Origin of the sequence: Phenylobacterium sp. (assembly GCF_004297125.1) — a bacterium.
Classification (GTDB): Bacteria; Pseudomonadota; Alphaproteobacteria; order Caulobacterales; family Caulobacteraceae; genus Phenylobacterium.
Genome location: NZ_SCVD01000001.1, coordinates 375,173 through 401,304, shown reverse-complemented (window position 1 = coordinate 401,304; position 26,132 = coordinate 375,173). Strand labels below are relative to the sequence as shown.

The 26,132-nt window shown below is 70.6% G+C and carries 22 protein-coding genes and 1 tRNA gene; 12 read left to right on the top strand and 11 right to left on the bottom strand.

Annotated features, from left to right (window positions below; translation table 11 throughout):
* Nucleotides 1-14 precede the first annotated feature (14 nt).
* On the bottom strand, nt 15-734 hold the full coding sequence (hutC, locus tag EPO51_RS01920) for a histidine utilization repressor (protein ID WP_293345392.1): 720 nt from the start codon (nt 732-734) through the stop codon (nt 15-17).
* Nucleotides 731-2,080, bottom strand: a complete 1,350-nt coding sequence (locus tag EPO51_RS01915) for a formimidoylglutamate deiminase (protein WP_293345390.1) — start codon at nt 2,078-2,080, stop codon at nt 731-733. Before EPO51_RS01915 ends, hutC begins: the two co-directional genes overlap by 4 nt.
* 103 nt (nt 2,081-2,183) lie before the next feature.
* Between EPO51_RS01915 and hutI the strand changes: the two genes are divergently transcribed.
* Genes hutI through EPO51_RS01890 form a run of 5 tightly spaced genes read left to right on the top strand, consistent with a single transcriptional unit; the run spans nt 2,184 to nt 7,939 of the window.
* Nucleotides 2,184-3,395, top strand: coding sequence for an imidazolonepropionase (gene hutI, locus EPO51_RS01910; RefSeq protein WP_293345388.1), 1,212 nt, complete (start codon nt 2,184-2,186; stop codon nt 3,393-3,395).
* Entirely contained in the window at nt 3,383-4,906 is a 1,524-nt protein-coding gene (hutH, locus tag EPO51_RS01905) for a histidine ammonia-lyase (RefSeq protein ID WP_293345386.1), read from the top strand. The genes hutI and hutH overlap by 13 nt, the downstream gene beginning before the upstream one ends.
* Nucleotides 4,903-5,715 (top strand): N-formylglutamate deformylase, encoded by an 813-nt coding sequence (gene hutG, locus EPO51_RS01900; RefSeq protein WP_293345384.1) that lies wholly within the window; start codon nt 4,903-4,905, stop codon nt 5,713-5,715. The genes hutH and hutG overlap by 4 nt, the downstream gene beginning before the upstream one ends.
* The gene (gene hutU, locus EPO51_RS01895; RefSeq protein ID WP_293345382.1) at nt 5,712-7,379 is read left to right on the top strand and encodes a urocanate hydratase; all 1,668 of its coding nucleotides are present in this window, start codon (nt 5,712-5,714) and stop codon (nt 7,377-7,379) included. The genes hutG and hutU overlap by 4 nt, the downstream gene beginning before the upstream one ends.
* Complete coding sequence (locus tag EPO51_RS01890; protein ID WP_293345380.1) at nt 7,376-7,939, top strand: HutD/Ves family protein; 564 nt, start codon at nt 7,376-7,378, stop codon at nt 7,937-7,939. Before hutU ends, EPO51_RS01890 begins: the two co-directional genes overlap by 4 nt.
* 2 nt (nt 7,940-7,941) lie before the next feature.
* Here EPO51_RS01890 and EPO51_RS01885 read toward each other — a convergent pair.
* Nucleotides 7,942-8,026, bottom strand: a tRNA-Leu gene (locus tag EPO51_RS01885).
* 113 nt (nt 8,027-8,139) lie between these two features.
* Here EPO51_RS01885 and EPO51_RS01880 point away from each other — a divergent pair.
* Nucleotides 8,140-8,916: an SH3 domain-containing protein gene (locus EPO51_RS01880; RefSeq protein ID WP_293345378.1), complete on the top strand. Its 777-nt coding sequence runs from the start codon at nt 8,140-8,142 to the stop codon at nt 8,914-8,916.
* 10 nt (nt 8,917-8,926) lie between these two features.
* Here EPO51_RS01880 and EPO51_RS01875 read toward each other — a convergent pair whose 3' ends face one another.
* Genes EPO51_RS01875 through EPO51_RS01865 form a run of 3 tightly spaced genes read right to left on the bottom strand, consistent with a single transcriptional unit; the run spans nt 8,927 to nt 16,162 of the window.
* Nucleotides 8,927-12,046 carry a CHAT domain-containing protein gene (locus tag EPO51_RS01875; protein WP_293345377.1) on the bottom strand — a complete coding sequence of 1,040 codons (3,120 nt, stop codon included), beginning with the start codon at nt 12,044-12,046 and terminating at the stop codon, nt 8,927-8,929.
* A complete protein-coding gene (locus EPO51_RS01870; RefSeq protein ID WP_293345375.1) occupies nt 12,043-14,598 on the bottom strand; it encodes a two-partner secretion domain-containing protein in 2,556 nt (851 codons plus the stop codon). Before EPO51_RS01870 ends, EPO51_RS01875 begins: the two co-directional genes overlap by 4 nt.
* Before the next feature lie 16 nt (nt 14,599-14,614).
* A complete protein-coding gene (locus EPO51_RS01865) occupies nt 14,615-16,162 on the bottom strand; it encodes a ShlB/FhaC/HecB family hemolysin secretion/activation protein (RefSeq protein ID WP_293345373.1) in 1,548 nt (515 codons plus the stop codon).
* Between the two features lie 347 nt (nt 16,163-16,509).
* Here EPO51_RS01865 and EPO51_RS01860 point away from each other — a divergent pair, with 347 nt between their 5' ends.
* Entirely contained in the window at nt 16,510-17,190 is a 681-nt protein-coding gene (locus EPO51_RS01860) for a superoxide dismutase (RefSeq protein ID WP_293345371.1), read from the top strand.
* A 4-nt stretch (nt 17,191-17,194) separates the two neighbouring features.
* Here the strand turns inward: EPO51_RS01860 and EPO51_RS01855 are convergent, their stop codons facing one another.
* Nucleotides 17,195-17,740, bottom strand: coding sequence for a hypothetical protein (locus tag EPO51_RS01855; RefSeq protein ID WP_293345369.1), 546 nt, complete (start codon nt 17,738-17,740; stop codon nt 17,195-17,197).
* A 72-nt stretch (nt 17,741-17,812) separates the two neighbouring features.
* Here EPO51_RS01855 and purU point away from each other — a divergent pair, with 72 nt between their 5' ends.
* The gene (purU, locus tag EPO51_RS01850) at nt 17,813-18,655 is read left to right on the top strand and encodes a formyltetrahydrofolate deformylase (protein ID WP_293345367.1); all 843 of its coding nucleotides are present in this window, start codon (nt 17,813-17,815) and stop codon (nt 18,653-18,655) included.
* 23 nt (nt 18,656-18,678) lie between these two features.
* Nucleotides 18,679-19,737, top strand: coding sequence for a glycosyltransferase (locus EPO51_RS01845; RefSeq protein WP_293345365.1), 1,059 nt, complete (start codon nt 18,679-18,681; stop codon nt 19,735-19,737).
* On the opposite strand, the gene EPO51_RS01840 is transcribed toward EPO51_RS01845, so the two are convergent.
* Together EPO51_RS01840 and EPO51_RS01835 are read right to left on the bottom strand one after the other, a co-directional pair.
* Nucleotides 19,734-22,142, bottom strand: a complete 2,409-nt coding sequence (locus EPO51_RS01840) for a TonB-dependent receptor plug domain-containing protein (RefSeq protein ID WP_293345363.1) — start codon at nt 22,140-22,142, stop codon at nt 19,734-19,736. The genes EPO51_RS01845 and EPO51_RS01840 overlap by 4 nt on opposite strands.
* Nucleotides 22,143-22,239: 97 nt before the next feature.
* Complete coding sequence (locus EPO51_RS01835) at nt 22,240-22,677, bottom strand: DUF2214 family protein (RefSeq protein WP_293345361.1); 438 nt, start codon at nt 22,675-22,677, stop codon at nt 22,240-22,242.
* Nucleotides 22,678-22,853: 176 nt separating this feature from the next.
* Here EPO51_RS01835 and EPO51_RS01830 point away from each other — a divergent pair, with 176 nt between their 5' ends.
* Entirely contained in the window at nt 22,854-23,207 is a 354-nt protein-coding gene (locus EPO51_RS01830) for a nuclear transport factor 2 family protein (RefSeq protein WP_293345359.1), read from the top strand.
* On the opposite strand, the gene EPO51_RS01825 is transcribed toward EPO51_RS01830, so the two are convergent.
* On the bottom strand, nt 23,204-23,998 hold the full coding sequence (locus EPO51_RS01825) for an enoyl-CoA hydratase/isomerase family protein (RefSeq protein WP_293345357.1): 795 nt from the start codon (nt 23,996-23,998) through the stop codon (nt 23,204-23,206). The genes EPO51_RS01830 and EPO51_RS01825 overlap by 4 nt on opposite strands.
* Nucleotides 23,999-24,008: 10 nt before the next feature.
* Nucleotides 24,009-24,788 (bottom strand): SDR family NAD(P)-dependent oxidoreductase, encoded by a 780-nt coding sequence (locus EPO51_RS01820; protein WP_293345355.1) that lies wholly within the window; start codon nt 24,786-24,788, stop codon nt 24,009-24,011.
* A gap of 141 nt (nt 24,789-24,929) precedes the next feature.
* On the opposite strand from EPO51_RS01820, the gene EPO51_RS01815 reads away from it, so the two are divergent.
* Both EPO51_RS01815 and EPO51_RS01810 read left to right on the top strand, forming a co-directional pair.
* Nucleotides 24,930-25,205 carry a hypothetical protein gene (locus EPO51_RS01815; RefSeq protein ID WP_293345353.1) on the top strand — a complete coding sequence of 92 codons (276 nt, stop codon included), beginning with the start codon at nt 24,930-24,932 and terminating at the stop codon, nt 25,203-25,205.
* Entirely contained in the window at nt 25,202-26,131 is a 930-nt protein-coding gene (locus tag EPO51_RS01810) for a phytanoyl-CoA dioxygenase family protein (protein ID WP_293345351.1), read from the top strand. The genes EPO51_RS01815 and EPO51_RS01810 overlap by 4 nt, the downstream gene beginning before the upstream one ends.
* Nucleotide 26,132 lies beyond the last annotated feature (1 nt).

Here is a 26,132-nt window from a genome sequence, read left to right as displayed (position 1 = left end):
CTCAATTTGCGGATCTAGGCCGGCGCACCCTGCGGCGAGAACCGCGCGACCAGGTCGTAGGCCTCCCCCGGGAAGACCAGCCGCACGTGGGTGATCCGATCCTCGCCGCGCCAGGTCTGCCGCTCCAGCACCAGGCACGCCGCGGTGGGTTCCACCCCCAGGACGGCGGCCGTCGCCTTCGGGACATTGGCGGCGCTGATCCGGTGCTCGGCCTCGGTCCAGGGCACGTGACTGAGCAGCCAGCCGCCGGGGGCCGCCTTGGCGAAGTCCACGCCTCGCGCCTGCGGCACGGCCGCGAGGTTGATCAGCCGCTCCTCCAGGGCGAACGGCCGGCCGCTGGCCCGGTGCAGGCATCGCAGGGCCAGCACCTCCACCGGCCGATCCAGGCCCAGCTCGGCGACGTCGCGCGCGTTGGCCGTGCGGGCCCGGCCGGACAGCAGCTCATAGCCATAGGGCTCGCCCCGCGCCGTCACCTCGGCGGCGATGTCGGGGATGTCCAGCACGACGGAGTGGATGCGGGGCCGCGAGACGAACGAGCCCGCCTTGCGCCGGCGCACGATCAGTCCGGTCTCGGCGAGCGGCGCCAGCGCCTTGTTCACCGTCATCCGCGAGCAGCCGTATTCGACCATCAGCTCGTGCTCGGCCGGGATCTTGTGGCCCGGCGGCCACGCGCCCGACCGGATGCGCTCCGAGATGTCGGCGCGGATCCGCTTGTGCAGGGCCCTGTCGCTCATCTGCGGAGCAGGCGCTCCAGCACCCACCGATAGCGCGTCGTGATCGCTTCACGGGCATGGTGCCGGCCGTCGGCGACGACCCGGCGCCCCCGGCGCCAGACATGCTGCACCGGCGCGGCGGCGAAGATCCAGCTGTCCAGCCAGGCGTCACCGGCGCGGGCGACGAGCGCTTCATGGTCGCTCGGGAAGCTGACGATGTCGGCCGCCGCGCCCACCGCGAGGCCCGCGGCCTGGGGCGTCCCCAGCGCCTGGGCTCCGCCGGTCAAGGCTCCACGGTAGAGGGCCGCCCCGGTCGCCTCGCCTTGGCGGTTCGCCAGCACGTTGCGGGAGCGCTTCGCCAGCCGCTGGCCGTATTCCAGCAGCCGCAGTTCCTCCGCCGCGCCGATGCGCACATTGGAGTCCGAGCCGACGCCGAACGCGCCGCCCTCCGGAAGGTATCGCGCCGCCGGGAAGACGCCGTCGCCCAGATTGGCCTCGGTGATCGGGCAGAGGCCCACCACCGCGCCGCGGGTCGCCAGCCGTCGGCGCTCGGCCTCGTTGATGTGGGTGGCATGGACCAGGCACCAGCGGTCGTCCACGGCGAAGCGGGCCTGCAACCACTCCACGGGCCGCGCGCCGCTCCAGGCCAGGCAGTCGTCCACTTCCTTCACCTGCTCGGCGACGTGGATGTGGATAGGCCCCTGGGCCTCGCTGACGATCCGCAGCTCGTCCTCGGTGACCGCGCGCAGGCTGTGGGGCGCGACCCCCACCACGGCGTCGGGCAGGCCGCGGACCGCCGTGCGTGAGGCCTCCTGCAATCGGCCATAGCCGTCGAGGCTGTTCACGAACCGCCGCTGATCCGTGAGCGGGGCCGCGCCGCCGAAGCCCGAGTGCGCGTAGAACACCGGCAGGAGCGTCAGGCCGATACCGGTCTCCGCCGCCGCCGCCGCGATCCGTCCGGCCATCTCGCCCAGATCGGCGTAGGCGCTCCCGTCCGGAGCGTGGTGCAGATAATGGAACTCGCCCACCCGCGTGAAGCCGGCCTCCAGCATTTCCAGGAAGGCCTGGGCGGCGATGGCCTCGACGTCTTCGGGACCCAGGTCGCCCACGAAGCGGTACATCAGCTCGCGCCATGTCCAGAAACTGTCGCCCGAGGGGCCGCGCACCTCTGTCAGGCCCGCCATGGCGCGCTGGAAGGCGTGGCTATGCAGGTTGGGCAGGCCCGGGACCGCGACGCCGCCCCGTTCGTCACCGGGCAGCGGTTCCGCGCCGGCGTGGACAGCGTGGATCACGCCGCCGCTCGCCTCGACGCGCACCCGATCGGCCCAGCCACCGGCCAGCAGCGCATGTTCGAACCAGAGTCCCATGAGCCTTCCTCGACCGCGCCGCCCAGGCCCGCAAGCGCTCATTATGTCTATACAATAAGAATCCCGGTCGCTAGGTTGCCCGCAGGATTCAAGGGAGAGCCGCGTGCGCTGCGACCGGGTCTGGCGGAACGCCCGCCTCGCCACGCTGAGCTCCGGGTTGGGCGTGATCGAGCGCGGCCAAGTCGCGTCGCTCGGCGACCGCATCGCCTGGGTCGGCGACGAGGCCGAAGCGCCGGCCTTCGAGGCGACCGAGGAGATCGACTGCGAGGGGCGCTGGGTCACCCCGGGCCTGATCGACCCGCACACCCACCTGATCCATGGGGGCGACCGGGCCCACGAGTTCGAGCTGCGGCTGGCAGGAGCCTCCTACGAGGAGATCGCCCGGGCCGGCGGCGGGATCGTCTCCACGATGCAGGCGACACGGGCGGCCTCGGAGGCCGAACTGGTCCGGGCCGCCCTGCCCCGCCTCGACGCCCTGCTGGCCGAGGGCGTGACCACCGTCGAGGTGAAGTCCGGCTACGGCCTCTCGACCGCCCACGAGCTGAAGGCCCTGCGCGCCGCCCGCGCCCTGGCGGCGAGGCGGCCGGTGACCATCCGCACCACCTTCCTGGGCGCCCACGCCCTGCCGCCCGAGTTCGCCGGCGACCCGGACGGCTACATCGACCTGGTCTGCAGCGAGATGATCCCCGCCGTGGCGGCCGAAGGACTCGCCGATGCGGTGGACGCCTTCTGCGAGGGCATCGGCTTCACCATCGCCCAGACCCGCCGGGTGTTCGAGGCCGCGGCCTCGCACGGCCTGCCGGTGAAACTCCACGCCGAACAGCTGTCCAACCTGCACGGCGCCGCCCTGGCCGCCGAGTTCAGGGCGCTCTCGGCCGATCACCTGGAACACCTGGATGACGCCGGGATCGCGGCCATGGCCAAGGCCGGGACTGTCGCGACCCTGCTGCCCGGCGCCTACTATTTCGTGCGCGAGACCAAGGTCCCGCCGATCGCGGCGCTGCGGGCGGCCGGCGTGCCCATCGCGCTCGCCACCGACTGCAACCCCGGCACCTCGCCGCTGACCTCGCCGCTGCTGGTCATGAACATGGCGGCGACCCTCTTCCGGCTGACGGTCGACGAGTGCCTGGCGGGCGTCACCCGCGAGGCCGCGCGCGCCGTGGGCCTGCTGGGTGAGGCCGGCACGATCGAAGCCGGCAAGCGCTGCGACCTGGCGATCTGGGACATCGAGCGGCCGGCCGAGCTGGTCTACCGCATGGGCTTCAACCCGCTCCACGCCCGCGTATTCGGAGGCAAGACAACATGGACACGGTGACCCTGCGCCCCGGCGACGTCACCCTGGCGGAATGGCGCGCGATCTACCGCGGCGTCGACGTGCGCCTGGACCCGGCCTCGGCGCCCGCCATCGCCGCAAGCGCCGCCTCGGTCGGCCGGATCGTGGCCAAGGGCGAGCCCGCCTACGGCATCAACACCGGCTTCGGAAAGCTGGCCTCCGTGCGGATCGAGGCAGGCGACCTGGCGACCCTCCAGCGCAACATCGTGCTGTCGCACGCCGCCGGGGTCGGCGAGCCCTCGCCCATTCCCGTCGCCCGCCTGATGCTGGCGCTGAAGCTGGCCAGTCTGGCCCAGGGCGCCTCGGGCGTCGCGCCGGCCACCATCGCGCTCCTGGAAGCGCTGCTGGCCAAGGGCCTGACGCCGGTGATCCCCTGCCAGGGCTCGGTCGGCGCCTCGGGCGACCTGGCTCCCCTGGCGCACATGGCGACCGTGCTCATCGGCGTGGGCGAGGTGTTCGTCGGCGGCGAACGACGACCCGCAGCCGAAGCCCTGGCGGCGGCCGGCCTGACGCCCCTCGAACTCGGCCCCAAGGAAGGGCTGGCTCTGCTGAACGGCACCCAGTTCTCCACCGCCAATGCGCTCGCCGCGCTGTTCGAGGCTGAGCGGGTGTTCCAGGCGGCGCTGGTCACCGGCGCGCTCTCGACGGAGGCGGCCAAGGGCTCGGACACCCCCTTCGACCACCGCATCCACGTCCTGCGCCGCCAGCCCGGCCAGATCGAGACCGGCGACGCGCTGCGCAGGCTGATGGCTGGTTCCGCGATCCGCGCCTCGCACCTGAAGGACGACGAGCGGGTCCAGGACCCCTACTGCCTGCGCTGCCAGCCGCAGGTGATGGGCGCGGCCCTGGACGTGCTGCGCCAGGCGGCCACGACGCTGGGCTACGAGGCCAACGGCGTCTCAGACAACCCGCTGATCTTCTCCGACACCGACGAGGCCCTCTCCGGCGGCAACTTCCATGCCGAACCCGTTGCTTTCGCTGCGGATATGATAGCCCTCGCCATCTGCGAGATCGGCTCTCTGGCCGAACGGCGCGTCGCCATGCTGGTCGACCCGGCGCTCAGCGGCCTGCCCGCCTTCCTGACTCCCAAGCCCGGCCTGAACTCCGGGTTCATGATCCCGCAGGTCACCGCCGCGGCCCTCGTCTCCGAGAACAAGCAGATGGCCTATCCGGCCAGCGTCGATTCCATCCCCACCTCGGCCAACCAGGAGGATCACGTCTCCATGGCCGCCCACGGCGCGCGGCGGCTGCACGCCATGGCGCAGAACGCAGCCTCGGTGGTCGGCATCGAGCTGCTGGCCGCGGCCCAGGGCTGCGACTTCCACGCCCCGCTCCGTTCCAGCAACCCGCTGGAGGCCGCCCGCGCCCGGGTCCGCGCCGAGGTCCCGCACCTGTCGGACGACCGCCATTTCCACCCGGACCTGGTGGCGGCCATCGCCCTCGTCCGCTCCGGCGCGCTCACCGAGAACCTGGACCTGCCGGGGGTCGCATGAGCGACTGGCTGGAGATCCATCGCGGCGACGCACCCCTGGTTGTCAGCTTCCCGCATACCGGGATCGAGCTGCCGACCCAGGTGGCCGCCCGCCTGATCTCGCCTTGGCTCGCGCGCAAGGACGCCGACTGGTGGATCGAAAAGCTCTACGACTTCGCCCCGTCGCTGGGGGCCACGACCATCCGCACGGCGATGAGCCGCACGGTCATCGACGTGAACCGAGACCCGTCCGGCGCCTCGCTCTACCCCGGCCAGGCGACCACCGGCCTTTGCCCGACCACGACGTTCGACGGCGAGCCGATGTACCGCGCCGGCGAGCCGGACCGGGCCGAGATCGACAAGCGGCGCGCGGGGTATTTCAACCCCTATCACGCGGCCCTGCAGGCTGAGCTGGATCGCCTGCGCGCGCGCCACGGCAAGGTGGTGCTGTACGAAGCCCACTCTATCCGCTCGGCTATCCCGCGCCTGTTCGACGGCCTGCTGCCGAACTTCAACATCGGGACGAACGACGGCGCGACCTGCGACCCCGCGCTGACCGCCGCCGTCGAGGCGGCCTGCGACGCCAGCGAGTTCAGCCGGGTCACCAACGGCCGGTTCAAGGGCGGCTGGACCACCCGCCACTACGGCCGCCCCGCCGAGGGCGTCCACGCCATCCAGATGGAGCTGGCCTGCCGGGGCTACATGGACGAGCCGCCCGGCCTGTTGACCTCGCTGATCTGGCCCACGCCGTACGTGGAAGCCCGCGCCGCCCCGATGCGCGCAACCCTCACGACCGTACTCACCGCCTGCCTGGACTTCGCCAAAGCATGACCCGCCTCGACAAGACCCGCGTGATCCGCCCCGCCACCGGCCCGGAGCTCACCTGCAAGAGCTGGCTGACCGAGGCGCCGCTCAGGATGCTGATGAACAACCTGCACCCCGATGTGGCCGAGCGGCCCGAGGAGTTGGTGGTCTATGGCGGCATCGGCCGCGCCGCCCGCGACTGGGAGAGCTTCGACAAGATCGTCGAGACCCTGCGCCGGCTGGAGGACGACGAGACCCTGCTGGTCCAGTCGGGCAAGCCGGTGGGGGTGTTCAAGACCCACGCCGACGCCCCGCGCGTGCTGATCGCCAACTCCAACCTGGTGCCTCGCTGGGCTACCTGGGACCACTTCAACGAGCTCGATCGCAAGGGTCTGGCGATGTACGGCCAGATGACCGCCGGCTCGTGGATCTACATCGGCGCCCAGGGAATCGTGCAGGGCACCTACGAGACCTTCGTCGAGATGGGGCGCCAGCACTATGCGGGCGACCTGTCGGGCCGCTGGCTGCTGACCGCGGGGCTGGGCGGGATGGGCGGAGCCCAGCCGCTGGCGGCGGTGATGGCCGGCGCCTCGTGCCTGGCGATCGAATGCCAGCAGTCCAGCATCGATATGCGCCTGCGCACCGGCTATCTCGACCGCTCGACGACCGACGTCGACGAGGCCCTGGGCTGGATCGAACAGTCGTGCCGCGACAAGGCGCCGATCTCGGTGGGCCTGCTGGGCAACGCCGCCGAGCTGCTGCCAGAGCTGTTCTTGCGCGGGGTGCGGCCGGACCTGCTGACCGACCAGACCTCGGCCCACGACCCGATCAACGGCTACCTGCCCAAGGGCTGGACGCTGGAGCGCTGGGCGGCCATGCGCGACCAGGATCCCAAGCAGGTCGAGGAGGCCGCCAAGGCCTCGATGGCCGAGCACGTCCAGGCCATGCTGGCGTTCCAGGCGGCAGGTGTGCCCACCGTCGATTACGGCAACAATATCCGCCAGATGGCCAAGGAAGCTGGCGTGGCCAACGCGTTCGATTTCCCGGGCTTCGTGCCGGCCTACATCCGCCCGCTGTTCTGCCGGGGCATCGGCCCGTTCCGCTGGGCCGCGCTGTCCGGCGACCCCGAGGACATCGCCCGCACCGACGCCAAGGTGAAGGCGCTGATCCCGGACAATCCGCACCTGCACAACTGGCTCGACATGGCGGCCAAGAAGATCAGGTTCCAGGGGCTGCCGGCGCGCATCTGCTGGGTGGGCCTGGGCGACCGGCACCGGCTGGGCCTGGCGTTCAACGAGATGGTCGCCTCGGGCGAGCTGAAGGCGCCCGTCGTCATCGGCCGCGACCACCTCGATAGCGGGTCGGTCGCCTCCCCCAACCGCGAGACCGAGTCCATGCGGGACGGCTCCGACGCCGTCTCGGACTGGCCGCTGCTGAACGCCCTCCTGAACACCGCCTCGGGCGCCACCTGGGTGTCGCTGCACCACGGCGGCGGGGTCGGCATGGGTTTCTCCCAGCACGCCGGCATGGTCATCGTCTGCGACGGCACCGAAGCGGCCGCCAGGCGGATCGCCCGCGTGCTCTGGAACGACCCGGCCACCGGGGTCATGCGCCACGCCGACGCCGGCTACGACATCGCGCTCAAGGTGGCGCGCGAGAAGCAGCTCGACCTGCCGGGCATCCTCGGGTGACGCTCCGCCTGCTCAGCGCCGCGGACCGGGTCGCCGTCCCGTGGAAGAACGGGGGCGGCATCACCTACGAGGTCGCCGCGTGGCCGCCGGGAGCGGACTTCGACACCTTCGACTGGCGGGTGAGCATGGCCGAGGTCCGCAGCGACGGGCCCTTCTCGGTGTTCCCCGACATAGACCGGATCCTGGCGGTGCTGCAGGGCCGGATGCGGCTCTGCGTGGTGGGCCAGGGCCCCGTGCTGCTGTCGCACCGGACGCCGCACGCGGCGTTCCCGGGCGACACGCCGACCAACGCAAAGGTCGAGGCCGGCCCCGTCCTCGACCTCAACGTCATGGCCCGCCGGGGCCGCATCCGCCCGACGCTGGACCGCCTGGACGCGCCGGCCCTGCTGGCCGCCACCCGGGCCGATCGCCTGGTGGTCGCCATCGGCGGCGTGGTGCGGGTCGGCGCGTTGAAGCTGGGTCCGCTCGACGCCGTCCACGTCCCGCCGAACTCCGGCCCGCTGCCGACCGCGCCCGCCCCCGGCGCCTTCGCTTACGCGATCACCTTCGACAGGGTCTGACGTGGTGCGGGCGGTCGGACTCGAACCGACACTCCATACGGAAGCGGATTTTAAGTCCGCCGCGTCTACCAATTCCGCCACGCCCGCCGCCCCAAATCGGTACGAGTTTGCCGCCGCGTCGTCCACCCCGCGCGCCTGAAGCGTGGCCTTGCCGACGTTGGCGCGGCAGTATGGGCAAAACGACTCCCGGAGAACCCCCGATGCCCAGACTGAGCCTTGCCGCCGCTACGATCCTTGCCCTGGCCGCGCCGGGCGCGGCGAGCGCTCAGGGGCTGGGGTCGCTGTTCTCCTGTGACGCGCAGGGGTCGGCCAACACCAGCGGCGCGGTCATCGGCGGCCTGGTGGGCGCGCTGGCGGGCAGCCAGGTGAGCAAGAACGAACGGGCCCTGGGCGCGGTGATCGGCGGCGGGCTGGGCGCCGCGATCGGCAACAACATCGGCTGCCGGATGGACCGCAAGGCCAGGCTGGACGCGCAGCAGGCCTTCGAGCGCGCCCTGGAGACCGGCAAGACGCAGAGCTGGTCCGATCCGGAGACCGGCTCCAGCGGCCGGATCTCGGTGCTCGGCCCCGTGGGGTCCGGCGGAGGCGGCGGAACCAGCTATGCCGGCCGCTGGCGCTATGCCCAGGGCGTGACGGTGGCGAGTCGCGTCAGCAGCGTGGGCGGGACCTATGCGAGCAACGGCCGCATCAACATCCGCTCGGCGCCCAACACCTCCGCGCCGGTCGTCGATCGACTGCAGGCCGACGAGACGATCGAGATCGCCGGCGCCGTGGCTGGCGGCTGGCTCGCCGTCGTCGAGGACGGCTTCATCCAGGGCTACGTCTCGCGCTCCGTCGTGCGCTCCGTCGGCGGCGGCGAGGACGGCGGGTGCCGGCTGGTCGAGCAGACCGTCAGCGAGCGCGGCCAGCCCAGCTATCGCGAGCGCTTCAACGCCTGCCGCGACAGCTCCGGCGCCTGGCGGCTGACCGCCGCCTGACCTGCCCGTCTCAGCGAGAGGCCTGCGCCACGCGCCGGGTCATCGCCGGCAGTGGACGGGCGCCATCGCCCACCAGGGTGAAGGGCGCCCAGAAGTAGGGATGCGCGTGGTTCGGGTCGTTCTGCAGGACGGCCTGCGACCGCTGCAGCGCCTGGGCCATGGTGGGCGCGCCCGAGGCGAACAGGCCGGTCATCAGGCGGACCGAGGCCTCAGAATCCACCGACCAGTGAGACACCACCAGGGCGCGGGAGCCTGCGTAGACCATCGCCCGCGTCAGCCCGCCCAGGGCCTCGCCGCCGCCGGTCAGGCCGGTCCGGTCGACCGAGGCGCCGCCCCCGCCGGTGTCGCAGGCCGCCAGGACCACCAGGTCGGCGTCGATCTTCAGGTTGAGGATCTCACTGGTGTCGAGCAGGGCGTCGGAATCCCCGCCGCCCAACGAAGTGACCAGGGCCGGCTCCGGCACACAGGCGTCGGGCTGCGGCAGCAGGCCGTGGGTGGCGAAGTAGAGAACCTGATAGTCGGCCAGATCGACGCGGCTTCGCACGGCCTCGTCGCTGAACGCGGCGCCGGTCAGCACCGAACCGGGCGTCCCCAGGCTCTGGCCCACCTGGCGCACCTCTGCCGCCGTTTCCGGTAGGGCCTCAATCCGCATCAAGGCGTTGCGCGTCTCGCCGCACACCCGCTCCAGCACGGCGCTGCGCCGCAGGAACGAGCGGGTCACCGAGGTGAAGGCCCGGTCGTCGTTGCGCGGCAGCGAGGGGTCGGCGAAGCCCAGGTAGGGCCGCTTGGCCGCCGACGGCGCAAAGGCGCGCGACTGCAGGAAGCTGGCGCCCGAGACCACCAGGGACGAGGCCACCGTCTTGCCCAGCCACGCGGTGTGGACGTAATCCGTCTCGCCCTTCCTGTCGGTCCTGATCGACGTGGCGTCGGTGACGAACAGCGCGGCCGGCAGCGACACGAGCGGACCGTCGGCCTCGTAGATCAGGTGCCTGGCGGCCAGGACGTCGCCCTTCACCGGCCCGAACAGCCGGTCGAACAGGGCCGCCGAGCCCGCGGCGTCGAACGGGATCAGCGACTCGGTGGGCTCCAGCGACAGCCGCAGCCGGGTGACGGCGGCCTGCACCTCGCCCCGGCCCATGTCGACGGCGTAGGGCTTCACGGCGCCGGCGGTCAGCAACACGCCGTACGTGCGGCCGGCCAGGGGCAGCAGCTTCACATAGGCCTCGTCGGCCTTCAGCGCCGCCTGCACCTCGGCGGCCGGAGCCCCGGGCGAGACGAGCTGGTTGTAGCGCGGGTTGGCGACCAGCATCCGGGCCTCCAGGGCGTCGGCGTCGGCCTGCTCGGCCTTGAGGATGGCCTCCATGTCGGCACGGACCGCGTCGGTGTAGGCGCCGTCGGCCTGAAGGGCGGCGATCTGGCTTTCGGTGGCGCGCAGGCGCCGCCGGCTATCCTCGAACGCCCGCGAAAAGCCGGAGATCTGGCCGTCGCCGGCGGCCACGCGGGCGGCCAGACGGTTGACCGTCTCGGCGGTCGCGCTGGAGACCACCGTCTCGGAGGCGTCGAAGAACAGGGCGCCGTACTCGGCGGCCTTGCCCGGTTCCTGAGCCGTCAGTTTCAGGAGCAGGTCGAAATAGGGCCCGGCCGCATCGGCCGACCCGCCCAGTCCGCCGCGCTGTGTCCGGAATATGATCATCGCCTTGCCGAAGGTAGCCAGGGCATCGGCGTCGCGGCCCGCGACGGCCTGGGCGCGGCCCAGGTCCAGCAGCAGCGCACCCTCGGCCGAACTGCCGGAATGGCGGGTGCGCAGCAGGTTCAGCGCCTGGCCATAGCGGGCGACGGCCGGCGCGGCGCGGCCTTCCCTAAGGTCCAGGCCCGCAAGGTCGGCCTCGACGCGCGCCTGCAGCCAGGCGGTGAGCCGGCCAAGCGCGGCGCTGCGCACCAGGACGTCGCGCGCCCGCTCCAGCGAGGCCCGGGCGGCGACGGTGTCGCCCAGCGCCGCCTGGGAGGTTCCGATCACGTGCCAGGCCTGGGCGTCCTGGATGGCCAGTTGCTCGGCCACCGTGACCTTGGAGGCCTCGATCTGGCCCTGGGCCACGGAGGGCGTGTTCAGTTTGCGCGCCACGGCCGGCTCGATGACCAGCTGGCCGCCTGGCGCGGCCCCGCCCACCGACGAGGCGGTCGTGATCCGGGCCCCGGACTGCGGGGCGCCGGCGCGCAGGGTGAGCGCCGCCTGGGCGGCCGTGATCGCCTGCTCGAAATGGCGCCGGTTGCGTTCGTGCAGGGCGCGGTAGTTGAGCGCCCGGGCGCGGGTGACCGCGTCGTCCGGCGCGATCATCGCCTCGGCCTCGGCGAAGAAGGCCTCGGCCTCCTCGAAGCGGCCGTTGTTCGAGATGTTCATGGCCAGGTTCAGCAGGGCGTCGGCGCGCTGGGCCGGCGGGGCGTTGCGGACCTCGCCCTCTGTGGCGAGGGCGCGGAACGCCGTCTCCGCGTCGTCGAAGCGCCACTCGTTGTTCTGGACGTAGCCTCGGGTGCGCAGGCGCTCGGGATCGGCGGCCGCCGCGGCCTCGGCGGCGGCCAGGCCCATCATGTTGGGGAAGTCGGCGGCGATCTCGGCCTGGGCGGCGGAGGTCTGGATGTCGGTCGCCTTGGGTGGGGCCGCGCCCAGCGCCACCTTCAATCCGGTCTCGATCACGTCGGACAGGGGGGCCAGCCCCTCGACGACCGTCAGAATCCCGCCCTTGTCGGAGAGGTAGACGATGTAGGGCGCGCCGCCCTGCCCGCCGACGGTGCAGGTCGCCAAGGTGGCTGGCACACCGCCCGGCGCGGTCTCCGGCGCGGCGCACTGGGCCCGCGCGGCCAGCGCCGCCTGCCAGGCCGCCTTCTGGCCCGATGGGAGCTGATAGACCCGTCCCAGAACGGTGTTGTAGCCGCGGCAGCGCAGCCGCCAGGCCCTGGCGTCGGCCCCCTGCCCCAACGGGTCCTGGTAGTCGCGCACGGCTTCGCAGACCGCGCCGCTGGCGCCGCTCTGCCCCAGCGGGAACAGCTCCGGCAGCGGCGCCGCGACGGCGGCGGTTGTCGACAGCGCGCCAAGGGCGGCGGCGGTGAGCAGGCTACGCGTGAGGCCGGTCATCGGTCCCTCCTCCAGATCTCTTCGTTGCCCGCGCCGGTGATGACCGACTCGGCCTCGCGCTCGTCCTCGTCCACGGGCGGCGGCGGGGTGAGGACAGGCGGGTCGATCGCCGCCCGCGGCGCGGCCGGCCGGAACTGCTGGATGCGGAACTGGCTGGCCGGCGTGGACAGGGTGCAGCCGATCCCCACGGCGCAGCCGTTGATCCGGATGGCGCCCGCGCTCGTGTCGCCGTCGATCCGCCCGATGCGCCGGGACGACGAGGCCGCGCTGCCTGAAAGGACGATCCCGTCGCCCTCCTGCAGCGCCCCGAACATGTCGGCGATCACCGCGCCGCCCACGGTCAGCAGGGGATCGGCCGGATCGACCCCGACGCCGGTGAGGTAGAATCCCGCCTGCGAACCCACCAGGCCGGTGTTCTGCTGAACGATGCGGTCCTCGGCGAAGAGGCTGGCGCTGCCGCTCACCAGGAACAGCTTGCCGACCTCGTCCTCCACCGGCGCCACGCCCAGCGGAAGGCTGCGGTTGATGTCGATGCCTGTCGCTGGCACGTCGGCGATCAGGTCGATGAAGCGCTGCGAGCCGATCAGGATGTCATTGGTCGCGACCATCTCGACCCGGTCGAAGGCCTTCACCTCCGTGAAGCCAGCCAGGGCGTCGCCCTCGGCCGATCCCAGGGCGCCGGTGACGATGATCTGGTCCGGCTTCCAGACGCTGTCGACGTCGATGGCGTCGCCGATCTTCAGCACCACGCCCTCGCCGCTCGGCAGCACATTGCCGCGGATGATCACGTCGTTGGTCGCCTTGGCGTAGAGGCGCAGCTCCGGGATCTTCGCCGCATCCACGTCCAGGTCGTCGACGATCAGGTCGTTGGTGACCGGGAACTGGCCCTCGATGCCACCGTAGATGCTGAGCGAGTTGCGGACGGTGAAGCGCTGGAACTCGGCGTTGGTGAGCCGCCGGTCCGCGCCGGTTCCGCCCACGATCGCCTGGCTGGGCGTCAGGATGCGGAGCACCGCGTCGGTCGCGGTCACGGCGCCCGTAAGCGTCAGGTCTTCGAACGTGAGCCGGGTCAGGGCGCCCGCCGTCACCGTGCCCAGGGTCAGGTGGGTGCTGGCCGCCACCAGCACGTTATTGCTGCCGGTAAGCGTTCCGGCGGCCGTGGCGCCGGCGGTCGAGCTCGCGATGTTGGTCGCCGTCATCGCGGTGACATTCAACGTCTCGGCGACGGAGTTGATGTCACCGCCGACGTTGACCGTCCCAAACTGCAGAACCGGCAGGACGTCGGTCGGACCGCCGGCCTGGAACTGCCCCGTCCCGATCGAGAGATTGGTTCGCACCGTCAGGCTGGGGATCGTCACCGCGCCCAGGGTGTCGATGGCCATCCCGCCGGCGTTGACGTTGGAATCGCCCACCACGACCCCGCCGGATCCGATGGTTACGTCGCGTGCGGCGATGGAGAGGCCCTGGCCGGCGCGGATCCGGTTGGCGGTCAGGTCCGAAGTTCCAAAGCGGCCGGTGACGAAGACGTTGACGTTGCCCGAGGCGTTGATCTCGCCCAGTTGTACGCTGCCGGCGCGTGCGCCCACGACATTGGTGGACGTCTGGCCGACCTGGCCGCTGATGATGTTGCGGCCCGTGGTGATGGTCACCTGGCCGTAGTTGTCGATCGACGAGCGGCCGGTGAGCAGGCCGGGCGCGTTGATCAGCAGGCCCGTCACCGCCTGCCGGCTGATCGCCATCAGGTAGATGTTGGCCGCCGTGGTCGTGCCCGCGACGTTCAGCGGCGTGGGATGCGGCGAGCCCGCCGCCCCGCCGCCCGGCACCAGGAAGGTGAAGAAGGTCAGGTCCTGCTGCGCCGGCAGGAAGGTGATCTCGTAGCTGTCCACCGCGGCGTAGGCGGCGGTGCCGACATCGCCCGCGGTCACGCTGGCGCCGGCCGCCGTCGAGACCTGTGGCGCGACGAGCGCCAGATAGCCCAGGCCCTGGAGCTGGGCGCCGCTCGCAACCGTGACGGGGCCGCCGCTGCCCGAGCCCGTGAAGCCGATCTGCAGGTTGCCGGCGTTGAGGAACTGCGCCTCGTTGACCGCCGCGCTGGTGGCCAGCATCCCGCCGACGTCCACGCGGGCGCCGCCGCCGAACGCCACGCCCTGGGGCGAATAGAACCAGACGTTGCCGCTGGTCTGCGCCGGCAGCGCCGAGTTCAGGTTGGCGGCCTGGTAGCCGACCACCTGGCCATCGATGTTGATGGCCGAGTTCTGGACGCGGTTGAGGACGATCCAGTTACGCTGGTCGAAGCGAAATTCCGCCCGCTCGCCGCCACTCAGGTTGAAGCTGGTCCAGTCGATGATGGTGCGCGGGGCGTTCAGATCGACCCGGACGTCGGTCGAGCCGACCTGGATGATCGGCTGGGAGGTCCCGCCGCCGAGCGTGGCCGGCGCCGAACCCGGCACGGGAAGCGCAGCGACCTGGCCCGCAGCGAACAGAGCCGCGACGGCGGCGCCGGCCACGAGCGCGGTCCGGCGGACGATGGGTTTCTGGGCGTGATGACGCATGGGGATTCCTCCCGGCTCAGAAGAAGCGAGCGGTGAGATTGAGCAGCAGGCGGCCGGGCGGCTTCTTCCGGTCGATGGCGCGCTTGTCGAGCGGGCGGGCGTAGCTGAGGTCCAGCACCCAGCGCTCGCGCACCGGGACCTGGAAGCCCGCGCCCACCGACTTCAGCGTCTGCTGGACGCCGCCCCGGTCCTTGTCCTTGGTCTGGGCGATATCGAAGAAGGCATAGGGGCTGACGGCCCAGCCCGAGCGCGGCTGGAACGGCCCGCCACGGATCTCGAAGGTCGCCGCCAGCGCCTGGTCGCCCGAGATGTAGCCGGGGTCGTATCCCCGACCGATGGTCAGCGAGCCGACCGCGAACTCCTCATAGGCCGCCAGCGGCTGGTTGGCGTACTGGCCCTGGACCTCGACATAGGCCGAGATGCGCGGGGTGATGACCGCCTGGGCCGAGGCCTCGGCCGTGAACGTCCAGGCCGCAGGCCTGGCCTCGAAGCGGGAGAGCAACCGGTCGCCTTCGTCGGTCGCGCCGAAGCCCTCGATGCCGCGCCGCAGGCTGGCGGAGGCCTGCAGGACGATCGGACGATAGCCGTAGTAGGCGGTCTGGTCGCCCTCGACCCGGGCGTAGAAGATCCGCAGGTCGTCGTTGATCAGCTTGCCGCCGCCGCCGAGGCGGGTGTCCTGATCGATGTACTCGAAGCCAGCCGCCACCCAGAGATTTTCGCGGCGCTTGCGGACCAGCGGATAGGCGACCTCCAGATTGCCCACGACGCTGACGCTCTTCAGCCCCAGGCCCTTCAGCGTGTCGCCCGGCCGGCTCTCGCCATAGGCCACGCCGCCGCGGAGCACCGTTCCCTCGCCGCCCAGCCGGACCTCTTCCAGGCCCTGGACCACCCACTGCTCGTTCTTGATCGTCCGGTAGAAGACCATCGAGGTCCGCTCGCCGTACCGGGTGCGGGCGTTGAGGTCGTAGCGGGCCAGGAAGCCGAACCGGCCAGTCGCCTTGCCCTGCAGGTTCTGGGCGTTGACGATCAGGTCCTCGTCGTCGCGGACGACCGCCAGGTCCAGGTCGACAGCCCCGCGCGCACCCGACAGGTTCGGCCGCACCGACGCCCGCACCTTCAGGCCCGGGACGTCGGAGGCCAGCAGGATGTAGCGCTGGACCTCCTTGATATCGAAGGGCGCCATGCCCCGCAGCTTCCGGGCGTAGCGCTCCAGCAGCGGCGCCGTCGGGCCGGGATCGCCGCGGACGCTGACGTTGACGATGTGCGCCTCGATGACCTCCAGGGTCACCGCCCCGCCGTCGATGGTCTGCGCCGGGATCTCCACCCGCGCCAGTAGGCCGCGGTCGAACAGGGCGTCGGCCACCCGGTCGCGGATCTTGCAGAGGTCGGACGCGTCGCCCGGCCTGTTGAGCAGATCGGCATAGATCGGCGCCAGCTCCTCGGCCTTCACGGACTGGAGCCCGCGGAAGGTCACCGAGGTGACGGTCAACGCGGCCGGGTTCTCGGCCAGCGGACATTCGCCCGCCCCTGGCTGGCTGAACAGATCGGCCGGCGGCGGAGCCACCTGAGCCCGCGCGGCAGGATTTAGTTCCTGTCGGGTCGGCGCCGGCGATTGGGCATGTGAAATTCCTGGCGCGACGGCGACGAAAATCGTCGCCGCAGCGCAACGCGCTACGGTAGGCCCCATAACAATCCCCATGGGGCGCCCCGTGTCGACGCCGTCGGCCCTTTTTCGGCCAAACCGCCGGGGATCACATCCTGTGTGCTTGTGCCCCCCAGCTTGGCCATATCACACCGCTATCGGCCACTCGCGCAATGGTTAAATCGAACGAGCGACGTTCTGGAACGCCTTATGCGCCCGGCGGTTGAGCGTGGGACAGACGCACATCCCCTGCCACGCGAGGTTCCCCCATGTATGCCCTCCCCGACCTGCCTTACGGCTACGATTCGCTCGGCCCGTTCATGTCCGCCGACACGCTGCGGACCCACCACGACAAGCACCACAAGACCTATGTGGCGAAGACCAACGACCTGGCCGCCAAGGCCGGGCTCGCGGGCCGGTCGCTCGAGGATGTCGTGCGTGAGGCCCATAGGAGCGGCGACAAGAAGCTGTTCAACAACGCCGCCCAGGCCTGGAACCACGCCTTCTTCTGGGAATGCATGCGCCCACCTGGCGGCGACGGTCCGTCCGGCGACCTGCTGCGCGCCGTCGGCGAGGGCTTCGACGACCTGGAGGCGCTACGCGAGGCCTTCGTCGAGGAGGGCGCGAACCACTTCGCCTCCGGCTGGGTCTGGATCGTCACCGGCTCGGAAGGCCTGAAGGTGATCTCCACCCATGACGCCGAGGACACCCTGGTGCGCGAGGGGCTGTTCCCCCTGCTGGTCTGCGACCTGTGGGAGCACGCCTACTACCTGGACTACAAGAACGACCGGAAGGCGTTCCTGGAGCGCTGGTTCGACAACATCGCCAACTGGGAGTTCGCCGCGGCGCAGCTCGCCGCGTCCGATGGCGCGGGCGACGGCTTCCGCTATCCGCCGCCCGAGGCCGACGCCCCGGCCGGCAAGGGCGAGGCGCCGCGCCCCACCGCCTGACGGATCAGCGATAGAAGATCCGCTGCGTCCACTTCTCGGAATAGCGGCCGTGCTTGTAGCAGGACCGCTCCCGGGCGACGCAGCGGACGCCGTCGGCCGGGCTCCACACCTCGTGGTGGTTCCAGTCGTCGTCCCGATCCTTGTCCCTTGACCCGGCGACCAGGGCGCCGACCACGATGGCGCCCAGGACCAGGCCGGCGATGGCGGCGCTGTTGTCCTTGTTCTTGGGCGCGAGGTCGCTGACGTCGAGGTTCGAGGTCCGGCCGCTGCGGTAGTTGTAGCTGCAGCCGTAGCTGAACTTCGACACGCCGCCGTTGCGGTCGTCGAACTCGCCCTTGCCGGTCACCCGGGCCTCGTTGCGGCCGTCGCTCACGTTGGTCGAAATGATCCGGACGCCGCGCGCCTGCGGATAGCGATCCTGAACCTCGTAGCTGATATCGCGGCTGCAGACCTCCTCGGGACCGCGCCCTTGAGCGACCGCCGCCGAGGGCGCGAGCGCGGGGGCCGGCGCCAGGACGGCGGCAATGGCCAGGTACGTCGCCGATCGCATGATCCGAACTCCTTCGCGTTCCCCACGGCAGCCTTGACCTTACAGCCTGCGGGCGGCAAGCCCACCCCCGCGATGATCCTTACCCTCTCCTGCGACGACCGCCCCGGCATCGTGGCCCGCGTGTCCGCCCTGCTGTTCGAGCGCGGGGCGAACATCCTCGACGCCCAGCAATACGACGACCAGGAGACCGGCCGCTTCTTCATGCGGGTGGTGTTCGACCCTGGCGAGACGGCGGCTGAGACCTGGCGCGGAGCGTTCGCTCCGTTGGCGGCCGAATACGCCATGACCTGGACGCTGCGCGGCGCCAAGGAGCGCCGCAAGGTGATGATCCTGGCGTCGCAGACCGATCACTGCCTCGCCGACCTGATCTGGCGCTGGCGGCAGGGCGAGCTGCCGATGGACATCACCGCGGTGGTTTCGAACCATCCCGCCACGACCTTCCCGCACACCGACCTGCAGGGCATCGCCTTCCGGCACCTGCCGGTGACGGCGGACACCAAGGCGAACCAGGAGGCGGCGCTCTGGTCCCTGGTCCAGGAGACCGGAACCGAGCTGGTCGTCCTAGCCCGCTACATGCAGGTGCTTTCGGACGACCTGTCGGCCAAGCTCGCCGGCCGCTGCATCAACATCCACCACTCGTTCCTGCCAGGCTTCAAGGGCGCCCGGCCCTATCACCAGGCCCACGCGCGCGGCGTGAAGGTGATCGGGGCCACCGCCCACTACGTCACCGCCGACCTCGACGAAGGCCCGATCATCGAGCAGGACGTCGAGCGTATCAGCCACCGCGACACCCCGGCCAACCTGATCCGCAAGGGCCGCGACATCGAGCGCCGCGTCCTGGCCCGCGCCGTCCGCTGGCACGTGGAGGATCGCGTGCTGCTGAACGGTCGCAAGACCGTGGTGTTCACCGACTAGCGGGCGGCGCTAGGCTCGCGGCCATGACTCGCCTGGCCCTCGTGATGATCGTCCGCGACGAAGCCCAGTCGATCGCCCGCGCCCTGCGCAGCGCGCGCCCTCATGTGGACCGCATGATCGTGCTGGACACCGGCTCGGCGGATGGCACCCAGGCGCTTGCCGCCGCCGAGGGCGCGGAGGTCGCCGCCTTCGAGTGGATCGACGACTTCGCGGCGGCCCGCAACGCGTCGTTGGCGCTGTCGGACGCGGCCTGGAACCTGGTCCTGGACGCCGATGAGTGGATCGAGGACGGGACGGAGTGCCTCGGCCCAGAGACTCTGTCGCCGGCCGGAGGCGACTTCATGGGCGAGGTCCGGCGTGACAACCAGCTGGACCAGCCCGGCGGCGAAGGCGCGGCAGTCACCTGGATCCCGCGCATCCTGCCGCGCGGCGTTCGCTACGAGGGCCGGATCCACGAGCAGCCGGTCGGGGTCGGCCGGGGCGTCCGCCTCCCGCTGCGCCTGGGCCATGACGGCTTCACGACCGCCAACCTGGCGCGCAAGGGGGACCGCAACGAGACCCTGCTGATGCTGGAGCTGCAGGGCGCGCCGGAGGACCCCTACCTCTGGTTCCAGCTCGCCAAGGAGCATCAGGTCCGCGGCCGCCCCCCGCACGCGGCGCTCTGCTTCACCGAGGCCCTGCGGCTGGTCCCTCCGGACGCTCCCTATCGCCACGCGCTGGTCGTCCGCGCCCTCACCGCGCTCAAGACCGCGGGGCGCACCGCCGACGCGCTCCAGCTCGCCGACGCGGAGGTCGCAAACTGGCCGGAGTCGCCCGACTTCTGGTTCGCGCTGGGCGACCTCTACCTGGAATGCGCCAGCCAGGAGCCGGAGCGCGCGCTGAGCGACTTCCTGCCCATCGTCGAGTCGGCCTGGCAGCGATGCCTGGAGATCGGCGAACGGCCGCAACTGGATGGCGCGGTGGCCGGCCGGGGCAGCCACATGGCCGCCCACAACCTGGCGATTTTCTACGAGACCCTCGGCCAGACCGAGCCGGCGGCCCGCTATCACGCCCTGGCCGCCGAGCTCCGCCGCAAGACCTAGAAGCGTACGTCGACCCGCGCGTAGTACTGGCCGCCGTTGGTGTCGTAGGGCGAGTTCCGCGAATAGACGAGCCCGCGGCTGGCCTGGAACACCGCCTCGTCCGGATACTTGTCGAAGACGTTCTCCGCCCCGACCCGCACCGAGAGGTTGTCGTTGACCCGGTAGGTCGCCGACACGTCGAAGAAGGTGAGTGCGCCGAAGTCCTGAAAGATCTCCCCGGTCGCATTGCCGGTGCTGTCGGTCCATTTGCCGTAGTAGCGGATGCGGCCCAGCAGCTCGACCGGACCCCATTTATAGGTCGCGGAACCGGTCAGGTTGTTCTTCGGCCGCGACTGTTCGAACAGCAGTTGCTGGGTGGCGCTGCGGCCCAGGGCGCCCGAGGTGACCTCGGTCTTGTTGTAGTTGTAGGCGCCCGTGAGGTTGAGCCGGCCCGGCCCCACGTCCCGCGCATAGGTGACCACCACATCGACGCCGCGGGTGCGGGTGTCGAAATCGTTGGTGAACCAGCTGATCGAGGTGAAGGCCGAGGCGCCCTGGACGCCAAGGGCGATGAGCTGCGCCCGGATCGCCGGTGTCACCGTGACGGTGGGCGAGGTGCTGAACCGCTTGTCGACATCGATCTGGTAGGCGTCGATCGAGCCGGAGAAGCCGATGTCCGTGCGCCAGATCACCCCCGCCGTCAGGGTCTTGGACTCTTCGGGCTCCAGCGGCTTGGCGCCCAGGAACACCGCCACGGGATTGGTGGGCGACAGACGGCCCGACTGGAAGAGCTGCAGCGTCACGGTGTCCAACCCCTGGGAGGTGCTGGTGGAATTGAGCTGGCCAGGCGTCGGCGCGCGGAACCCCGTGGAATAGGACGCCCGCACCGCGATGCCGGTCGTCACCTCGAAGCGGCTGGCGAGCTTGAAGTTCAGGGTGTCGCCAAACTCCGAGAAGTCCTCATAGCGCAGCGCCCCGCCGACGCTCCAGCGGTCGGTGACCTGGGCCTCCAGGTCGACATAGCCGGCGTAGCTCTTCTGGTCCCAGTCGCCGGCCTGCTGCGGGCTGAAGCCCGGGAAGCCGTTGGAATTGGGCGCCAGGCCGAAGTTCGCGCCCGGCCCGACGGCGTAGGACGCCGGATCTCCGGTTTCGATCTTGTAGGTCTCGGTCCGTTGCTCGACCCCGAAGGCGATGTTCAGCGGCTGGGCCAGCCCCGTGATCGGCAGGCGGTAGACCCCGTCGGCGTTGAAGTTCACCTCCTCCTGGACCAGCCGGCCCAGGTCAAAGTCGAACGGGCTTTGCGGGCCCAGTGAGGCGTTGATCGAGTTGTTCAGGAAGAACCGGCTGGCGTTGCGGCCGTACGAGACGCTGAGGTCCCAGGTGAACCGCTCGTCCTCGGCGTGGCGCACGCCGCCGACCGCCTGGATGTCGCGCGCGTGGATGCCTTCGCGGGGCGTGAAGCCGCCCGGATAGATCGAGCGGAGATTGAAGCCCGGGAAGGCGGCCGTCACGTTGTAGATCGCCGGGTTCGCCGCCGGGTTGCGCCAGTTGATGTCGTTGATCCCGTCCGACTTCGTGTAGGTCGCGAAGGCGTAGGCCTCGGCCACCTCGCCCAGCGGGACGGCGGCGTTGGCCGCGCCCTGGTAGGTCTCCAGGTCCGGGTTTCCCCAGCGCTGGACGGGATTGTCCACCACGACCCCCGGGTTCGCCTGCTGGAAGGCGATGGCGTCGGGGCGCTGGCGGCTGCGCGAGGTGAGCTCGGCGTCGGACCACTCGAAGGTCGCATTGAGGTGGCCGCCGTCGCCGATGGCCACGCCGCCCTTCGCCCCCAGGCGATAGGTCGTCCCGTCGCCCTCGTAGAACTGCCCGGCCTGGCCGAAGCCCGCGAAGCCCGGCTTGTCGTCCAGCAGGATGTTGATCACCCCGGCGATGGCGTCGGAACCGTACTGGGCCGAGGCGCCGTCGCGCAGCACCTCCATCCGGCCGACCGCGAAGCTGGGGATCTGGGCCAGGTCCGGCCCCTGCGCGCCGCGCGAGCCCAGGAAGGCCGAGCGGTGGAAGCGCTTGCCGTTGACCAGCACCAGGGTCTGGTCGGGCGACAGGTTGCGGAGCGTCGCCGGCCGGATGAACTGCAAACCGTCCGAGGTCGGCAGCTTCTGCACGATGAACGAGGGAATCTGCTGGGCTAGGTTCTCGCCGAGCTGGCTGGTGGCCGAGGCCTGGATCGATTCCGCCGTCAGCACGTCCACCGGAACCAAGGTGGTGAAGGCGGTGCGGCCCACGTCGCGGGTGCCGGTGACCACCACCTCATCGACGGCGCTTTCGGCCTCGGCCGCCTCGGCGCTGCGCGCCGACCCGCCCGCCGCCGTCATCAGGCAAAACGCCGCCGTGGCGCAAAGCTGCGCCTTCAACCCGAACCGATGCATTGCTTATCCCCGCTTTTGGTTGGGGAGGGCTGTGGCGGAGTTCGGTGACGCGTTTCTGACGGTGACGTTAAATATTTCAGGCGCGCGGCGCGCCCGGCTAGAACTGTCCGCGGCCACGCGCCATGGCTGCGGCGAAGGCGGGCAGCAGGGCGAACAGCGCCACCTCCGCGTGGATGAAGCGGCGGACACCCGCGACCTGGACGTCGGTGGGCGCCGCGCCGGCCTTGCGCCAACGGATGAAGGCGATGGTCGGCGGCGCCGAGAGCAGCCCGATCAGCAGGAACACGCCGATCTTCGCCCAGAAGAACCCGTTGTGCGAATAGTAGGCCCAGCCCTTCGCGGCCATGCCGGCGCGGGCGAAGCCGACGACCAGGATCAGGCCGGCCAGGACCCCGAAGGCGATATCGATGCGCGAGACCCGCTGCACGGTCGCAGTGTCCATTCCGGGACGCACGAGCATGAATTCGGCGAAGAGGATGCCGAACAGGCCGAAGACCAACAGGTGATGGGCGATCGCCAGGACGAGGTCGAGCATGGGAGACTCCAGACTGGGCCAAGGCCTTACATGGTAAACTGCGCCGCCAACGGGTCCAACCGACACGAGCGCGGCCCGGGCGCGCAGCCCTTACCTCCCGCGTAATCGACCTCACGCCCGCGGCGCCCGATCGTTCGAGGGTGAGCCGGGACGGTCCCGGACTGAGGAGCGTAGCCATGCATGACCCCGACACGATCGCGCGGGATTATCTCGCCGTCTGGAATCAGCCCGACGCCACCCAGCGCCTGGGCCAGCTCAGCGCGAGCTGGAGCGACGCGGCGCAGTATGCCGACCCGCTGATGGCCGCGAGCGGCCGGGGCGCCATCTGCGACATGATCGAACTGGCCCGCACCCAGTTCCCGGGCCACGCCTTCAGCCTGCGCGGCAAGCCCGACAGCCACCGGCAGTTCGTCCGGTTCTCATGGGACCTGGCGGCTGACGGGGGACCGCGCGTCGCCGGCGGCACCGACATCGTCCGCATCGACGACCAGGGCCGCATCGCGGAGGTCGTGGGCTTCCTGGATGGCTAGACGAACTTCGGCCTGCGCTTCTCGCGGTGCGAGGCCAGCCCTTCGCGCGCCTCCGGCCCGGTGAAGCCCAGCATCTCCAGCGCGGCCGACGCGTCGAAGGTCGGACCCGCGCTGCGCAGCCAGTTGTTGAGCGACAGCTTCGTCCAGCGGATCGCCTGCTGGGCGCCGGAGGCGAGGCGCGAGGCCACGTCCAGCGCCTTGGCGTCCAAGTCCGCATCCGGCACGCAGAGCGAGACCAGGCCGATCCGCTCGGCCTCGGCGCCGCTCAGCGGGTCGCACGTCAGCAGGTAGTATTTGGCCTTGGCCATGCCGCACAGCAGCGGCCAGACGATGGCCGCGTGGTCGCCCGCCGCAACGCCGAGGCGGGTGTGGCCATCAATGATCTTCGCCTCGGGCGTGACGATGGAGATATCGGCCAGGAGGCCGCAGACCAGCCCCGCCCCCACCGCCGGCCCGCGGATGGCGCTGACCACCGGCTTGGAGCAGTTGATCAGGTTGTAGACGATGTCGCGGGCCTCTTTGAAGATCCTCACCCGCATCTCGAAATCATCGACGATCTTCTGGATCATCTCGAAGTCGCCGCCGGCCGAGAAGGCGTTCCCCTCCCCGGTCAGGATGGTGCAGCGGACCTCCGGGTCGTCGTCGATATCGCGCCAGATCTCGGCCAACTCCCAGTGCATCTGCTGGTCGGCGGCGTTCAGCTTGCCCGGATTGCTCATCACGATCCGAAGCACACCGTCGGCCGGCCGCTCGAACTTCAGGCGCTGGTAGGCGGCGTAGCGGTCGGCCATGCCTCGGCTCCTAGAAAATCGTGTAGCCGCCGTCGATGACGAAGCTGTCGCCGGTGTGGAACTTCGACGCGTCGGAGGCCAGGTAGACCGCGATTCCCGAGAAGTCCTCGCCCTCGCCCCAGCGCCGCATCGGGACCCGGCCGATCGCCTTTTCGTTGAACTTGTCGTTGGACTGCAGGCCGGAGGTCATATCGGTGGCGATCCAGCCCGGCAGGATCGAGTTCGCCCGGATGCCGTACCGGGCGTACTCCACCGCCAGGCCACGAACCATCGAAAGCACGGCGCCCTTGGTGGCGGCATACGCCTGGTTGCGCGGGGCCCCGTGGATGGCCGACGTCGAGGAGGTCGCCACCAGAGAGCCGCCGGGATCGCCGGCGTTGGCCCGCTCCAGCATATGTTTGGCAGCCTCGCGGAAGGTCCAGAAGACGGCGTCCAGGTTGACCGTGGTGACGCGCCGCCACTTCTCGGTGGTCATCTGGTCGAACGGCGCCCCGCCGCCGATGCCGGCGTTGGCGGCGACGAAATCCAGCCGGCCAAAGGTCTTCAGCACCTCTGCGACGCCGGCCACGACGCTGGCTTCGTCGGCCACGTCCACCGCCTGGACCAGCACCTCGCCTCCGTGCGCCTTCAGGGCCGCCTCGGCCTTGGCGTTCTTCTCGAGGTTCTGGCCCCAGATCGCCACCTTCGCCCCGGCCGCGGCCAGGCCCTCGGCCATGCCCAGGCCGATGCCGCCGTTGCCGCCGGTCACCAAGCCCACCTTGCCCGTCAGGTCGAAGGGTTTGAACGCCATTTCGCTAGTCCTCCCATTTTGCGGCCCCTTGTTGGCGGGCGCCCCGGCGTCGGTCAAGGCGATGTCGGTCAAGGCGGCGCGGCCCCTTCCCGCCGACAGTGACTTCATGCGACGCTCAAAGAAAAGCGGGGGAAACGGGAGATGCGGCGACAGACCGTGCTGGTTCTGTATCTGACCAACTCCGCGCTGGATTCGCCGGTGGTCGGCTGGAGCCGCTACGACGGCACGGGCCAGACGCGACACATGGCCGGCGACTCCGAAGAGCCGCCCTACCGCACCGGCCTCGACGCCCTGAAGGACGGCTGGCGGCTCTTCCAGGCCTCCCAACTGCTGCCCCACCAGCGTGGCGCCGAGTTCGACGTCAGCTACCTGAAGTACGAATTCTGGTTCGAACAGCTTTCGGAGGTCGCCGCATGAGCGAACTGCCCCTGCTGAGCGCTCACGACATGGCCCACTTCACCGCCCGTGGCTTCCTGCGGATGGACGCCGTGGTCCCGGACAAGATCAACACCCAGTTCCTCGCCGAGGTCGGCGAGATCGCCGAGCCCCGGCCCGGCCGCAAGCTGCGCGGCGCCTATGGCGAACTGCTGGCGCAGGCGGCCATTCCCGAGGTCGGCGCCGGCGTCCCGCTGGCCCACACCTATCCGCAGGGCTCGGCCCTGGCGCGGATGCTGGAACTGCCGGTAGTGGCGGGCGCCATCCGCAGCCTGGTGGGCGAGGATCCCACCTTCGACCACCACTTCCTGCACGTGACATTCCCGCCCGCCTATCACGAGGCCGGTGGCGGCGAGAACGTCAGCCAGCACACGCACCAGGACTCCACGATCGACCCGCGCCAGGCCTTCGACGTGCAGATCATGTACTACCCGCACGCCGTGACGCGGGAGATGGGCGGCACGCGCTTCATCCCGGGCACGCACCTGCGCAAGGTCAGCGAGGCGGCCCTGGGCCGCTATCAGAACATCCGCGGCCAGCAGCACATGGTCTGCGAGGCGGGAACCCTGCTCATCCTGCACTCGGGCATCTGGCACGGCGGCGGCGTGAACCTGTCCGACCGCACGCGCACCATGTTCAAGATCCGCATGAACCCGAGCCGCTCCCAGGTGCGGATGTTCGACACCTCGACCCTGGAGACGCCGGCCGGGCAACGAGCGATCTTCTATGTGAAGTCCGCCCCACCCATGACCGTCGAGAAGATCCTGATGACCCCCGAGCCGTGGTTCGAGGACGACACGGGCCGGCTGGAGATGGTCAACCGGGTGAAGCTGTGGCGCTACCTCACCGGCGACCCCACCTACGACGCCGACTACTGGCTGACGCGGCTGGAGAACTTGGCGGCGTGAG

Coding starts and splice junctions, on each gene's coding strand:
- EPO51_RS01875 (WP_293345377.1), bottom strand. CDS start 12,046: ATGACCGGCCTCACGCGTAGCCTGCTCACCGCCGCCGCCCTTGGCGCG.
- EPO51_RS01825 (WP_293345357.1), bottom strand. CDS start 23,998: ATGGCCGACCGCTACGCCGCCTACCAGCGCCTGAAGTTCGAGCGGCCG.
- EPO51_RS01860 (WP_293345371.1), top strand. CDS start 16,510: ATGTATGCCCTCCCCGACCTGCCTTACGGCTACGATTCGCTCGGCCCG.
- EPO51_RS01915 (WP_293345390.1), bottom strand. CDS start 2,080: ATGGGACTCTGGTTCGAACATGCGCTGCTGGCCGGTGGCTGGGCCGAT.
- EPO51_RS01835 (WP_293345361.1), bottom strand. CDS start 22,677: ATGCTCGACCTCGTCCTGGCGATCGCCCATCACCTGTTGGTCTTCGGC.
- EPO51_RS01880 (WP_293345378.1), top strand. CDS start 8,140: ATGCCCAGACTGAGCCTTGCCGCCGCTACGATCCTTGCCCTGGCCGCG.
- hutU (WP_293345382.1), top strand. CDS start 5,712: ATGACCCGCCTCGACAAGACCCGCGTGATCCGCCCCGCCACCGGCCCG.
- hutC (WP_293345392.1), bottom strand. CDS start 734: ATGAGCGACAGGGCCCTGCACAAGCGGATCCGCGCCGACATCTCGGAG.
- EPO51_RS01845 (WP_293345365.1), top strand. CDS start 18,679: ATGACTCGCCTGGCCCTCGTGATGATCGTCCGCGACGAAGCCCAGTCG.
- EPO51_RS01810 (WP_293345351.1), top strand. CDS start 25,202: ATGAGCGAACTGCCCCTGCTGAGCGCTCACGACATGGCCCACTTCACC.
- EPO51_RS01870 (WP_293345375.1), bottom strand. CDS start 14,598: ATGCGTCATCACGCCCAGAAACCCATCGTCCGCCGGACCGCGCTCGTG.
- EPO51_RS01830 (WP_293345359.1), top strand. CDS start 22,854: ATGCATGACCCCGACACGATCGCGCGGGATTATCTCGCCGTCTGGAAT.
- purU (WP_293345367.1), top strand. CDS start 17,813: ATGATCCTTACCCTCTCCTGCGACGACCGCCCCGGCATCGTGGCCCGC.
- hutG (WP_293345384.1), top strand. CDS start 4,903: ATGAGCGACTGGCTGGAGATCCATCGCGGCGACGCACCCCTGGTTGTC.
- hutH (WP_293345386.1), top strand. CDS start 3,383: ATGGACACGGTGACCCTGCGCCCCGGCGACGTCACCCTGGCGGAATGG.
- EPO51_RS01840 (WP_293345363.1), bottom strand. CDS start 22,142: ATGCATCGGTTCGGGTTGAAGGCGCAGCTTTGCGCCACGGCGGCGTTT.
- EPO51_RS01815 (WP_293345353.1), top strand. CDS start 24,930: ATGCGGCGACAGACCGTGCTGGTTCTGTATCTGACCAACTCCGCGCTG.
- EPO51_RS01855 (WP_293345369.1), bottom strand. CDS start 17,740: ATGCGATCGGCGACGTACCTGGCCATTGCCGCCGTCCTGGCGCCGGCC.
- EPO51_RS01820 (WP_293345355.1), bottom strand. CDS start 24,788: ATGGCGTTCAAACCCTTCGACCTGACGGGCAAGGTGGGCTTGGTGACC.